Origin of the sequence: Streptomyces sp. NPDC051822 (assembly GCF_044452745.1) — a bacterium.
In the GTDB taxonomy this organism is placed as follows: Bacteria; Actinomycetota; Actinomycetes; order Streptomycetales; family Streptomycetaceae; genus Streptomyces.
Genome location: NZ_JBITBZ010000001.1, coordinates 1,230,429 through 1,243,253 on the forward strand (window position 1 = coordinate 1,230,429; position 12,825 = coordinate 1,243,253).

Genomic DNA, 12,825 nt, shown 5'->3' on the forward strand with positions numbered 1-12,825 from the left:
CGGGCGCCTCGTGCCGGCTCAGTCCCGCAGCAGGTCGGGCACCCCCGCCCCGTCCGGCAGGTCGCCGGCCGCCGAGACCACCGTGAGCTGCTGCGTCGCCCGGGTCAGGGCCACGTAGAGCACCCGCAGACCGGCCGGGGACTCGTCCGCGATCTCCGCGGGCGAGACGACCACCGTGGCGTCGTACTCCAGGCCCTTCGCCTCCAAAGAGCCGAGCGCCACCACCCGGTCGCCCAGGTCGGCGAGCCAGCGGGCCGCCTCCGTCCGCCGGTTCATGGCGACGACGACACCGACCGTCCCCTCCACCCGCTCCAGGAGCAGCCGCGCCTCGGACCGTACGGTTTCGGCCAGGCCGGTGTCGGCGGCCTTCTCGGGTACGGCCACGAAGCGGGGCTCGACGCCCGTCGAGCGGACCGCGCGCGGCGACTCCTTGCCCGGCATGGCGAGGGCGAGCACCTTGGCGGCGAGCTCGGCGATCTCCGCCGGGTTCCGGTAGTTCACGGTGAGCTCGAAGCGGCGCCGCGGCCGGGAGCCGAGGGCCTCGTCACGGGCCTCGGCGGCCTCGTCCGGATCGGACCAGGAGGACTGCGCGGGGTCGCCCACCACCGTCCAGGTGGCGTGCCGGCCGCGCCGCCCGACCATCCGCCACTGCATGGGCGTCAGGTCCTGGGCCTCGTCGACGATCACGTGCGCGTACTCGGTGCGCTCGGCGGCGAGCCGCTCGGCCCGCTCGCGCTGGGTCTCCTCCCGTACGGGCATGAGCTCTTCCAGGCCCGTGAGCTGGTCCAGCGGGTCGTACTCCCGCCGCTTCCTCGGCCGCGCCGGGGCCCCGACGAGGGTGTTCAGCTCGTCGAGGAGGGCCACGTCGTGGACCGACAGCTCCTTGCGCCGCAGGGAGCGGGCGAGCCGCCGCACCTCGCCCGGGTTGAGGATGCGGCGGGCCCAGCGGCCGAGCCGCCGCTCGTCGGCCATCGCGTCGAGGACCCGGCGCGGGGTGAGCTCGGGCCACCAGGCGTCGAGGAAGCCGAGGAAGGAGTCCTCGGTGGAGACGTCCTCGTCGAAGGAGGAGCGCAGCTCGGCGGCGAGCTCCGGGTCGCTGTGCCGTCCGACGGCGCCCGACTTCGAGTACAGCGCGTCGAGGAGCAGCCGGCGGGCACGCGGCCTGAGCAGGTTGACGGGCGCGGTGCCGCCGAGGACGTTGTGGCGGATGCGCCGCAGCTCGTCCGCCTCCAGCTCCAGGCGGCGCCCGAAGGCGACGACACGCAGGCGCGTGGGCGTGCCCGCGGGCACGGGGGCCTCGTCGTCGTCTCCCAGCTCGGGCTGGCTGTTCCTGGGCGCCGGGGTCTCCAGGGCGCCACGGGCCGCCTTGCGCAGCACGTGGAGCATCCGGGAGGAGCCCTTGATCCGGGCGACGGCCGGATCGTCGTACGCGGTGGCCTCGACGCCGTCGACGAGGTTGCCGACGGCCCGGATGGCGACCTGGCCCTCCTCGCCGAGCGAGGGCAGCACGCCCTCGGTGTACGAGACGAGGAGCGGGGTCGGCGAGACGATCAGGATGCCGCCCGCGTACCGCCGCCGGTCCTGGTAGAGCAGGTACGCGGCCCGGTGCAGGGCCACGGCCGTCTTGCCGGTGCCGGGGCCGCCCTCCACGTACGTCACGGAGGCGGCGGGCGCGCGGATGACCATGTCCTGCTCCGCCTGGATGGAGGAGACGATGTCCCGCATGGTGTGGCTGCGGGCCTGGCCGAGGGCGGCCATCAGGGCGCCGTCGCCGATCACCGGCAGCTCGCGCCCGTCGAGGGTGGCCCGCAGCTCCGGGCGCATCAGGTCGTCCTCGACGCCGAGGACCTGGCGGCCCTTGGAGCGGATGACGCGACGGCGCACGACCCGGCCGGGGTCGACCGGGGTCGACCGGTAGAAGGGCGCGGCGGCGGGCGCGCGCCAGTCGATGACCAGCGGCGCGTAGTCGGAGTCGAGGACTCCGATCCGGCCGATGTGGAGGGTCTCTCCGATGTCGGCCGTGTTGTCGGGGCGTACGGCGTCCTCGGCGGGCTCGATCGAGGTGTAGGCGCCGTCGGGCCCCTTCTTCCCGTCCTTTCCGTAAAGGAGATCGATCCGGCCGAAGAGGAAGTCCTCGAACTCGTTGTTGAGCCGGTTGAGGTGGATGCCGGCACGGAAGACCTGGGCGTCGCGCTCGGCGAGGGCGCCGGGCGTGCCGACCTGGCCCCGCTGGGCGGCGTCGTTCATCAGGAACTCCGCCTCGTGGATCTTCTCCTCCAGCCGGCGGTAGACGTGATCCAGATGTTCCTGCTCGACACCGATCTCACGGTCTCTGACCGTGTCCACGGCTTCCTGCGCGGCCACCTAAGGCCCCCTTCTGACGTGCACTGGGCAGCCGTCGAGCGTACGCCACCGGAAGGGGCCGTGTCAGGCGAGATCGCCGTTCGAGGGAGTACCGGTCGGAACGCCGGGCGGCGGGTCGTCGTGCAGGAGGCGCTGGAAGAGGTGGTGGTCGCGCCATTCGCCGTCGATGTGGAGGTAGCGGGGGGCGGTCCCGATGCGGCTGAACCCGCTCTTCTCCAGGACCCGTTGGGACACGTGGTGGTCCAGGACGGTGCCCGCCTCAAGGCGGTGCAAGCCCAGTTCCTCGCGGGCGCCCCGGCAGGCCTCCGCGGTGAGCGCGGTGGCGAGACCGCGGCCGGTGTGGTCCCGGTCGACCCAGTAGCCGAGGGAGGCGCTGCGGAAGGGCCCGAGGACGATCCCGGAGAGGATGACGGCCCCCACGACGGCGTCCCCCTCGACGGCGAACCACCGCACCCCGCCGTCGGCGAGCCGCTCGGCCTGCGCCTCCGCGGTGTAGTACCGCTCGGGCCGGTAGGGCTCCCACGGCTTCATGTGAGCCCGGTTCCTCAGCAGGGCGACGGCGAGCGCGTGCGCGTCCTCCGGCACGGCGGGGCGGATGCGGAGTCCTTCACTGGTCATCCGCGTACGGTACCGGCGCGCTTCCACGCGCCGTCAGCCGTCGTACTCCCGCGTTCCGTCACCCGTCGTACTTCTCGTCCGCCGACGGGTCGAGCGCCAGCCGGTACCCCCGCTTCACCACCGTCTGGATCAGCTTCGGGGTGCCGAGGGCCGCCCGGAGGCGGGCCATCGCCGTCTCCACCGCGTGTTCGTCCCGGCCCGCGCCCGGCAGCGCCCGCAGCAGGTCGGCCCGGGACACCACCCAGCCGGGGCGGCGGGCGAGGAGCCCGAGGAGGGCCATCCCCGCGGGCGGGACGGGCCGCAGGACGCCGTCGACGAGGACGGCGTGGCCCCGGACCTCCACCCGGTGGCCGGCCACCGGCAGGACCTGGGTGCGGGCGGGCAGCTCCTTGCAGAGCACCTGGACGAGCGGGCCGAGCCGGAAGCGTTCCGGCTGGTACGTGTCGATGCCCTCCGCCTGGAGCGGCAGGGCCGTCACGGGCCCCACGCACACCGCGAGCACGTCGTGCCGCAGCGCGGCCACGAGGTCGGCCCGTACGCCCCTCTCCTCGGCCCGTGAGAACAGCGAGGCCGCGGCCGGGGCACTGGTGAAGGTGACGGCGTCCAGGGCGCGGCAGACGACCGCGTCGAGGAGCCGGTCGAGGGGCCCGACGTCCTCCGGCGGCATCCAGCGGTAGACGGGGACGCCGACGACCTGGGCGCCGCCGGCGGTGAGCGCCTCCACGAAGCCGGGCAGCGGCTCCCCGTGCAGCTGGAGCGCGATCCGGCGGCCGTCGACGCCCTCGGCGAGGAGCCGGTCGAGGACCTCGGCCATGGACTCCGAGCTGGGCGACCAGGACTCGGTGAGTCCGGCGGCCCGTACGGCTCCCTTGACCTTGGGCCCGCGGGCGAGGAGTTCGACGTCCCGCAGGACGGCGAGGAGCTCCTCGCCGTACCCCCACCCGTCGGCCGCCTCGACCCAGCCCCGGAAGCCGATCGCCGTGGTGGCGACGACGACGTCCGGGGCGTGGCCGATGAGTTCCTTGGTGGCGGCGAGGAGTTCGGTGTCGTCCGCCAGGGGCACGATCCGCAGGGCGGGGCCGTGGACGACGGCCGCGCCACGCCGGCGCAGCAGCGCGATGAGTTCGTCCGCGCGCCGCGCCGCGGTGACGCCGACGGTGAAGCCGGCGAGGGGGCCGTGTTCTTGCTCGTCCATGGGGCCAGAGCCTGACGGGGACGCGTGACAGACTCGGTTCGCCCGTATTTCCTGGTCGTTACGGTCCGCGCCGGGCACCGGGGATCACACCTTCGCGTAGCCGGGCCGGGGCTCCGACGAGGTGACGGCCTCGGCGGTCGCGGGGACGGCGACGGGGCGCCGAAGGTATACCGCCCAGGTGACGACGATGCAGGCCCCGTAGAAGGCGAGGAAGGCGACGAAGGCCGCCGTGCCCGTGCCCGCGGTCTGGAAGGACTGGCGGAAGGCGAGGTTGATGCCGAGTCCGCCGAGCGCGCCGACCGCTCCGATGAGGCCCATGGCGGCCCCGGAGAGGCGCCGGCCGTAGGCCTCCGCGGCGTCTCCCGCGAGCCCCTTGCGGTGCCCCTGGGCCAGGAAGATCGCCGGGATCATCTTGAACGTCGAGCCGTTGCCGAGGCCGCTGAGGGCGAAGAGGGCGATGAAGCCGACGAGGAAGACGGCGAGCGACTCGACGACGGAGGCGTAGATCACCACGCCCGTCGCGGCGGCCATCGCGACGAAGGTCCACAGGGTGATGCGGGCGCCGCCGTGCCGGTCGGCGAGGGAACCGCCGATGGGCCGGATCAGCGAGCCGAGCAGCGGACCGATGAAGGTGAGGGAGGCGGCCTGGAGCGGCGTGCGTCCGAACTGCGTCTGGAGCACGAGGCCGAAGGCGAAGCTGTAGCCGATGAACGAGCCGAAGCAGCCGATGTACAGGAAGGCCATGATCCAGGTGTGGCGGTCCCGCACGGCCTCCTTCGCGGCCCCGGTGTCGTTCTTGACGGGGGCGAGGTTGTCCATGAAGAGCAGGGAGCACACGGCTGCGACCACGATCAGGGGAAGGTAGACGCCGAGCACGATCCTCGGGTGCATGGCTCCGGCGGTACCGATGACCAGGAGGCCGATGAGCTGGACCACGGGGACGCCGATGTTGCCGCCGCCCGCGTTCAGGCCGAGCGCCCAGCCCTTCTTCCGCAGCGGGAAGAAGGCGTTGATGTTGGTCATCGAGGAGGCGAAGTTGCCGCCGCCGACACCGGTGAGCGCGGCCACCACCACGAAGGTCGTATAGGAAGTGCCGGGCTCCATGACCGCGAAGGCGAGGCCGGTCGGCAGCAGGAGCATCAGGGCGCTGAAGACCGTCCAGTTACGGCCGCCGAAGCGCGCGACGGCGAAGGTGTACGGGATCCGGATCAGCGCGCCGACGAAGGTCGCGGTCGCGATCAGGAAGAACTTCCCGGCCGGGTCGACGCCGTACTGGGGCCCCATGAAGAGCACCATCACCGACCACAGGCTCCAGATCGAGAAGCCGATGTGCTCGGAGAGCACGGAGAAGAGCAGATTCCTCCGGGCGATCCGCTCCCCCTTCTCGCGCCAGAAGGTCTCGTCCTCCGGCTCCCACTGTTCGATCCACCGGCCGCCGCCCATGTCGTACCTCCGCGGGTGTCGGGTCCTGGGGCGTCCACAGCCCCGGTCCACCTGCCACAGACGCTAGGGAGGCCTCGTTTCAGGCCGGTGCCGCGAGGTGACGGGAACGGAACCTTGCTCTCACCCGGCGCACACCCCCACTGTGAGCGCTCCCCCCTTTTTTGGGCTCGGTTCGCCTCCGGGGCGCTCAAGCCGGGCTCACAGGGCCGACCGTGCTCGCCTCCCTCGTTCCTCGGGAGGCTCCGCGCGCTCGGCCCTGTTCCCCCCGGCCGCGCCCCTTCGGCTCACTCGCCGGTCCTTGTAGGCACCCGTCAAGTGCCCTTCAGGCCAGTCCCGGCTCGTCCTGCGGCAGCCAGGAGCCGGCGGGGCGTTCCAGCCACCCCTCCTCCGCCCCCAGCTCGGCGGCGGCCGCCCGCAGGGCGTCGAGGCCCGGATGGCGCAGGCCCTTGCGCCACACCAGGCTCACCGGTGACAGGGGTACGGGGTCGACGAGCGGCCGCAGGACGCAGCCCGGCATGGGCGGGAAGTCGACGACGGCGAGGACCGGGTTGCGGTGCTTGGCCATGATGCGGCGGAACTCCTCGTGGCCGATCGCCAGCGGCGCGGGCGGGGCCACCTCGATGCCGCGTCCGGCGAAGAGCCGGGCGGCGAGGTCCGTCCACTCCAGCGTGCGTTCGTTGCCCGCGCCCGCGTAGATCCGCTCCCCCGCGAGACCGGCGAGCGGCACCTCGGGCAGACCGGCGAGCGGGTGGTCCTCGGGGAGTATCACGGCCATCCGCTCGTACCGCACGAACTGGGAGCCGAGCCGCGCCCGCAGCCCGGCGTCGAGCCCTCCGTACCGGCCGAAGGAGGTGTCGAGCCGTCCGGCGAGGATGTGCCGCACGGCTCCGGTGAGCCCGCTCTCGTAGCGGGCCATCAGCTCCTGTTCGGGAGCGAGTTCACGGGCCCGGCGCAGGACGCGCTCCTGTGCGAGGCCGGCGGTGTTGAGGTCGACGAGGAGGGGCCGGGGCGCGGCGCGGAACGCCTCGGTCAGCTCGTCGTGGGCGGCGAGCACCCGCCGCGCGTACGGGAGGAGGCGCTCGCCGTCCGGGCTGAGGGACACCTGCCGGGTGGTCCGTACGAAGAGCTCGGCGCCCAGTTCGCGCTCCAGGCGCCGGATGTCGCGGCTGAGGGCCTGCTGGGCGACGTAGAGGCGGGCTGCGGCGCGGGTGAAGTGGAGTTCCTCGGCGACGGCGGTGAAGGCGCGCAGCAGCCGGGGATCGGCGTCGTACGGGGACGAGGGGGAGGAGGAGGGGGCGACCACCGGCCCATTCAACAACACAGGCGCGTGAATGGTCACCGAACAGGTGTTGGACCCCTCGGGCCCGCTCCCCCGAACCTTGAGCCATGCCGCCACCGGACCTCACCCTGACCCCCGCCGGCCCGGCCGTCGCCCCCCGCTACCGCAACCGGCCTGCCCCCCTCTCCCCCTTCCCCCATCACGACCACGACCGGCCGAAAGCCGCCCCGCGCAACCCGTACCTGCGCCTCTTCACCCTCCCCGGCACGCGCGCGTTCACCGCGGGCAACCTGATCGCCCGGCTGCCCATGGGCATGTTCGGCGTCAGCGCCGTGATCATGATCGCGGCGGCGTACGACTCCTACGCGCTGGCGGGCGCGGTCACCGCCACCGGCATGGCCGCAGGGGCCCTCACGGCCCCCTGGATCGCCCGGCTCGTCGACCGGTACGGCCAGGCGCGGATCGCGGTCCCCGCCACCGCCTACGCCGTCCTCGGCCATCTGGTCCTGCTGCTCTGCGTGCACCAGCGGGCACCCCTCTGGGCCCTGTTCGCCACGACGGCCCTCACCGCCACCGCCCCGAACACGGGCGGCATGTCCCGGGCCCGCTGGGCGCACCTCCTGAAGGGCGACCAGGACGCCCTGCACACCGCCAACTCCTTCGAGCAGGCCGCCGACGAGCTCTGCTTCATGCTCGGCCCCGTCGTCGCCGCGGTCCTCTGCTCGGCCCTCTTCCCCGAGGCGGGCACGCTCACGGCCGCCGTCCTCTTCCTCGGCGGGGTCCTGGTCTTCGCCGCCCAGCGCTCCACCGAACCGCCGATCGCACCGCGCACCACCGCCGGCTCCCCGCTGCGGGTCCCCGGCATGGGCGCCCTCATGGCGGTCTTCCTCGCCACCGGAGCGGTCTTCGGCTCGATGGAGGTGGTGACCCTCGCGTACGTGGATGGCCCCGTCGCGGGACCCGTCCTCGCCCTCCAGGCCGCGGGCTCCTGCGCGGCGGGCCTCCTCTACGGCCGGGCCCGGCGCACCGCCCGGCTCCGCACCTGCCTGGCCGCGATGGCCGTCCTCATGACGCTGCCGCTGCTCGCCGCCTCGACCGGCTCGCTGCTCGCCCTCGCCGGCGGACTCCTGGTGGCGGGCATGGCGACGGCTCCGACGCTGGTGACGGGCATGGCCCTGGTCCAGCGCCTGACGCCCCCGTCGCAGCTCAACGAGGGCATGACGCTCGCCGTGACCGCACTCCTCGGCGGCATCGCGGCGGGCTCGGCCACCGGCGGCTGGGCCGCCGACCACGCCCCCTTCCCCGCCTTCGGCTTCCTCGCCCCGGCCGCCGCGGCGACCCTGGCCCTGACGCTCTGCGCGGCGACCGGGGTCGGCCGCCGCGCTCCGGCCTGACGGATCAGCTCTGTCGCAGCGGCGGCATCGGCACCTGCACCCCGTACGCGGTGGCACCGGCCCCGGCTCCGCCCGCGCAGCCGTCGGGCTCCTGCGTCCCGAGGCCCCGGGTGGACGGCTTCTCCGCGGCCCAGAACATGTAGCCGAGCAGGCCGGACGTGGTCCCCGCCCCGTTCGGGGCCGCGTTCCGCACCCAGTCCCCCGTCGCCTTCTGCAGCGAGTTCGCGAAGTCGGTGCACTCGGGCAACGGGCTGCGCCCGTACGCGAGGTAGAGCCCGGCCGTGAACTTCGCGGGCGCGAGCGGGGCGACCGGCGGCGCGAACTGCGACTTGCCGTCGATGTGCTCCTGCCAGTTCGCGATGTGCGAGCTCGCTGAGGTGGGCCGGGCCGTCACCATCGCGTTGGCGTAGTCGAGGACGGGCTTGTCGGTGCGCAGCCAGTCGGCAGTGGCCTTGCGGTTGATGTCGATGAGCCAGCGGTCGCCGGCGGCGGTGTCGATGGTGAGCCGGGCGGCCGGCCGCGTACCGGAGGCGTCGTAGGGGTGCACGGAGCGGTAGGCGTCGATGAAGGCCTGGAGCCCGGTGAGGTTCGGGGCGGTGTTCTGCTCGTAGTCGATCTCGATGCCGACGCCGAGGTCCGTGGCGACGGCGGCGGCGCGCAGACCCAGCTGGGTGGCGTTCTCCGCGAGGGCCGCGTCCCATTCGTCGGTGTACGTGATCCCGCCGATGGACAGCATCACGCGGATTCCGCGCGAGGTGAAGTACTCGACGATCTCGCGGTTCATCCCGACGGGGACGCCGTCGGCGGTGGTGGCGTCGGTGGTACGGCGCAGCAGTTTCAGCGGCTCGACGAAGCTGAGCACCACGAGGTTGACGGAGGGGCGTCCGTCACCGCGGTCGATCAGCCAGTGGTTCTTGGCGTCGAACTCGGCGACGTCGCGGACCGTGCCCCAGGTGCAGTAGTCGTCTCCGCAGTGCCACGCCCCGTAGACCTGCACGGGTGCGGCGGCGGACGCCGGGGTGGCGACGGGGACGAGGAGGGCGAAGAGCATGAGCAGGACCGAGAGAGGTCTGTGGCGCATACGTACCTCCGGGAGTGCCGTTGCGTGGGGGGCGGCCACGGCAGAGTGGCAGGTCCAGACCAAGCCGACAAGAGGGCGTGCGGAGGTGCGCGGAGGCCAGGCATGACAAAGGCCCGGCGGTCGTCGTGACGACTGCCGGGCCTCGGCCCACATGGGGTGAGGTGTCCGAGCGGGCCATGCCCTTCGGACTCTCGGTGGAGATGGCGGGAATCGAACCCGCGTCCAACGGTACGGAAACAGAGCTTCTCCGTGCGCAGTCCGCTACGAGTTTCTCGGCCCCGGAGATCACGCGGACAAGTCTCCGACGGGCTCAGTCACTGTTTGATTTCCCTCTTACCCCCGTGACCGGGGTGAGAGGTTTAGATCCCTAAATGACGCCAGGATCCGGGTCGGGACCATCCCCGGGCTGACGCTCCTCACAGAGGCTTCTTGTCGTTACCTAGAAATTAGGCAGCGAGGGCGAAGCGGGAGTTATCGCTCTTGGAGTTGGCGATTATTGGTTGCGACATATGGTTTACGAGATCATTGCCGCTTCCTCGGCACGCTTCCTCTGCATCGGTATCCGCTGTCGAAACCGATCATCCCCATGTTTTTTTATCAACGTGCACCCCCCCTTGCGAGGCGTGCACGGCCCATCGTACGTGACCGACGGGCACTGGTGCCAGCGTATTGGCCGCGGCCCGCGCCGCCAGGACGGGCCCTAGGCGATCTTGGCCGCCCGCTGCCTGCGCTTGGCCGCCGCGATGGCCCGGTTGGTCTCGCGGGTGTCCTGCTTCTCGCGGAGGGTCTGCCGCTTGTCGAACTCCTTCTTGCCCTTGGCGAGCGCGATCTCGACCTTGACCCGGCCGTTCAGGAAGTACAGCGCGAGGGGCACGATCGTGTGACCCGTCTCCTGGGACTTCGACTCCAGCTTGTCGATCTCCTCCCGGTGCAGCAGCAGCTTCCGCTTCCGCTTCGCCGAGTGATTGGTCCAGCTGCCCTGCATGTACTCGGGCACATGGATGTTGTGCAGCCACGCCTCGTGGTTGTCGATCTGCACGAAGCCGTCGACCAGCGAGGCCCGGCCCATCCGCAGCGACTTCACCTCGGTGCCCATGAGGACCACACCGCACTCGTAGGTGTCGACGATGTGGTAGTCGTGGCGCGCCTTCTTGTTCTGCGCGATGAGCTTGCGCTCAGGCGCCTTGTCCGTCGTCTTCTTCGCAGGCTTGCCCTGCACGTTCACGAGTCCCTTTGCCATAGTGCGGTCATTTTCGCACTACGAGCCCCCTCCGAGGCCACTCAATACCGTCTTCGCCCGTTCCTCGGCCCGTTCCCCCGCCGTCAGGTCCGGAGTGATGCCGCGGCCGTCCACCGCGTGTCCGGCCGGGGTGCGGTAGTGGCCGACGGTCAGCTCGGCGACCGAACCGTCCGGCAGGGTGCTCGGCATCTGGACCGCGCCCTTGCCGAAGGTGCGCGAACCCACCGTGACCGCCCGGCCCCGGTCCTGGAGGGCGCCGGTGAGCAGCTCGGCCGCGCTCATCGTGCCCCCGTCGATCAGCGCCACCAGGGGCCGGCCGGTGTCGCCGCCCCCTTCCGCGTACACGGCCCGCTGCTCGCCCTCCACGTCGTACGTGGCGACCAGACCGCCGTCGAGGAAGGCGGAGGCGGCCACGGCGGCCTCCGCGACCAGGCCGCCCGCGTTGCCCCGCAGGTCCAGGAGGACTCCGGCGCCGTCCGGGGCGGCCCGTACCGCGTCACGCACGCGCGTACCGGCGCCCTTGGTGAAGGCGGCGACCCGGATGAGCAGGGTTCCGTCGTCCAGGCGGCGGACGGTGACCGGATCCGTGGCCAGCCGGGCCCGGTGCAGGGTCCGCGTCCAGGCGGCGCGCCCGCGCTCGACCCGGAGGGAGACGGCGGAGCCCGGTACGCCGTCGCCGCGCAGCAGGGCGACGACCTGGGAGACCGCGAGGCCGTCGACCGGTCGTCCGTCGACCGAGACGAGCCGGTCGCCGGCCCTGAGCCCGGCCCGCTCGGCGGGGCCGCCCGGCTGCACGCGGGTCACCCGGACGCGGTCCCCGCCGGCCCGGCCCGCGGAGAGCCCGACGCCGGTGTAGGCCCCGTCGAGGGACTGCTCGAACTCGGCGTACTCCTTCTTGTCGTACACCGCGCCCCAGCGGTCGCCGCTGCGGCTGACGAACTCCTCCGCCGCCTGCTTGCCCGACTTCCCGTCGGCCATGGCAGCGGCAGCGGCGCGGTTGAGAGCGGCGCTGTCGACGGGTGCGCCGGCCGGGGACCGCTGCCCCGCGCGCGTGGACGCCCCCGCGGGCCCGTCGGCGGACTCCTGCCGGGGCAGCGAGCCGGTGGCGGCGGCGGTGGCGAGGACTCCGGCGAAGACCAACGTCAGAACGGCCCCACGGACTACTCCGCGGGGCCGGATACAGAGGTGGTCGGTGCCGGCCGGCATGGCGCCCACTCTAAGACAAGGCGATGGCGCCGCACGGGCTTTGACCGTACGACGCCATCCACCGACAGAGGTGTCTCTCACACCTTCAGGTACTTGCGCAGCGCGATGAAAGCGGCCACCGCGGGCATGAGGAGACCGATGGCGATCACGAGCGGCAGCTTGGCGAGGACGGCGTCCCAGCCGATGAAGTTGACGAGCTGCATCTTCTCCGCGAGCGCGATGCCGTTGTCGATCAGGAAGTACCGGCCGACGAGCAGCAGCACACAGGCGACGGCCCCGCCCAGGAGCCCGGCGAAGGCGGCCTCCATGATGAACGGCATCTGGATGTAGAAGCTCGACGCGCCGACGAGCCGCATGATGCCTGTCTCTCTCCGGCGGCTGAACGCGGATACGCGGACCGTGTTGACGATCAGCATCAACGCGATGACGAGCATCAGGCCCATGACGCACAGAGCGGCGATGTTCATGCCGTTCATGAGGTCGAACAGGTCCTCCAGGGTGTCCCGCTGGTCCTGGACGGACTCGATCCCGTCGCGGCCGGCGAACGCCGTGGCGATCACCTTGTACTTCTCCGGGTCCTTGAGCTTGACCCGGAACGACTCCTGCATCTGGTCCGGCGTGATGACGGAGGCGATGGCGGTCTCGCCGTACTCCTCCTTGTACCGCTTGAACGCCTCGTCGGTCGACTCGTAGTAGACGGTCTCGACGATGTCCATCTTCCGCAGATCGGCCTTGATCTGCTCCTTCTGCTCTGCCGTGACCGCGCCCTTGGGGCACTTGACCCCGTCGGCCGCGTCGGCCCTGTTGCAGAGGAAGAGGGAGACGTTGACCTTGTCGTACCAGAAGTCCTTCATCGTGCTGACCTGCTCGCGCATGAGCAGGGCACCGCCGAAGAGGGCGAGCGAGAGGGCCACGGAGATGACGACGGCGAAGGTCATCGTGAGGTTGCGCCGGAGACCGATGCCGATCTCCGAGAGCACGAACTGAGCGCGCATGGTGTGTTCT

Annotated in this window: 10 protein-coding genes and 1 other RNA gene; 1 reads left to right on the forward strand and 10 read right to left on the reverse strand. The window is 72.1% G+C overall.

All coding sequences use genetic code 11. From position 1 onward, the window contains the following. Positions 1-18 precede the first annotated feature (18 nt). From ACIA8N_RS05565 to ACIA8N_RS05585, 5 genes are all read right to left on the reverse strand, one after another. The gene (locus tag ACIA8N_RS05565) at positions 19-2,364 is read right to left on the reverse strand and encodes a UvrD-helicase domain-containing protein (protein ID WP_365777737.1); all 2,346 of its coding nucleotides are present in this window, start codon (positions 2,362-2,364) and stop codon (positions 19-21) included. A 63-nt stretch (positions 2,365-2,427) separates the two neighbouring features. Next, positions 2,428-2,982, reverse strand: coding sequence for a GNAT family protein (locus tag ACIA8N_RS05570; RefSeq protein WP_365777735.1), 555 nt, complete (start codon positions 2,980-2,982; stop codon positions 2,428-2,430). Positions 2,983-3,040: 58 nt separating this feature from the next. After that, positions 3,041-4,177 (reverse strand): uroporphyrinogen-III synthase, encoded by a 1,137-nt coding sequence (locus ACIA8N_RS05575; RefSeq protein WP_365777733.1) that lies wholly within the window; start codon positions 4,175-4,177, stop codon positions 3,041-3,043. A gap of 84 nt (positions 4,178-4,261) precedes the next feature. Further along, the gene (locus ACIA8N_RS05580; RefSeq protein ID WP_365777731.1) at positions 4,262-5,620 is read right to left on the reverse strand and encodes a nitrate/nitrite transporter; all 1,359 of its coding nucleotides are present in this window, start codon (positions 5,618-5,620) and stop codon (positions 4,262-4,264) included. Positions 5,621-5,942: 322 nt separating this feature from the next. Continuing rightward, positions 5,943-6,923: a LysR family transcriptional regulator gene (locus tag ACIA8N_RS05585; protein ID WP_365777729.1), complete on the reverse strand. Its 981-nt coding sequence runs from the start codon at positions 6,921-6,923 to the stop codon at positions 5,943-5,945. An 83-nt stretch (positions 6,924-7,006) separates the two neighbouring features. Here ACIA8N_RS05585 and ACIA8N_RS05590 point away from each other — a divergent pair, with 83 nt between their 5' ends. Beyond that, positions 7,007-8,293: an MFS transporter gene (locus ACIA8N_RS05590; RefSeq protein ID WP_365777727.1), complete on the forward strand. Its 1,287-nt coding sequence runs from the start codon at positions 7,007-7,009 to the stop codon at positions 8,291-8,293. Between the two features lie 4 nt (positions 8,294-8,297). Here ACIA8N_RS05590 and ACIA8N_RS05595 read toward each other — a convergent pair whose 3' ends face one another. The 5 genes from ACIA8N_RS05595 to ftsX all read right to left on the reverse strand — a co-directional run bounded on the left by ACIA8N_RS05595 (position 8,298) and on the right by ftsX (position 12,815). Continuing rightward, positions 8,298-9,374, reverse strand: coding sequence for a hypothetical protein (locus tag ACIA8N_RS05595; protein WP_365777725.1), 1,077 nt, complete (start codon positions 9,372-9,374; stop codon positions 8,298-8,300). A 192-nt stretch (positions 9,375-9,566) separates the two neighbouring features. Then, positions 9,567-9,960, reverse strand: a transfer-messenger RNA (tmRNA) gene (ssrA, locus tag ACIA8N_RS05600). Between the two features lie 114 nt (positions 9,961-10,074). After that, the gene (smpB, locus tag ACIA8N_RS05605) at positions 10,075-10,614 is read right to left on the reverse strand and encodes an SsrA-binding protein SmpB (protein WP_051874975.1); all 540 of its coding nucleotides are present in this window, start codon (positions 10,612-10,614) and stop codon (positions 10,075-10,077) included. A gap of 18 nt (positions 10,615-10,632) precedes the next feature. Further along, entirely contained in the window at positions 10,633-11,820 is a 1,188-nt protein-coding gene (locus tag ACIA8N_RS05610; RefSeq protein ID WP_365777722.1) for a S41 family peptidase, read from the reverse strand. Positions 11,821-11,897: 77 nt separating this feature from the next. Further along, positions 11,898-12,815: a permease-like cell division protein FtsX gene (ftsX, locus tag ACIA8N_RS05615; protein ID WP_365777720.1), complete on the reverse strand. Its 918-nt coding sequence runs from the start codon at positions 12,813-12,815 to the stop codon at positions 11,898-11,900. Between the last annotated feature and the right edge of the window lie 10 nt (positions 12,816-12,825).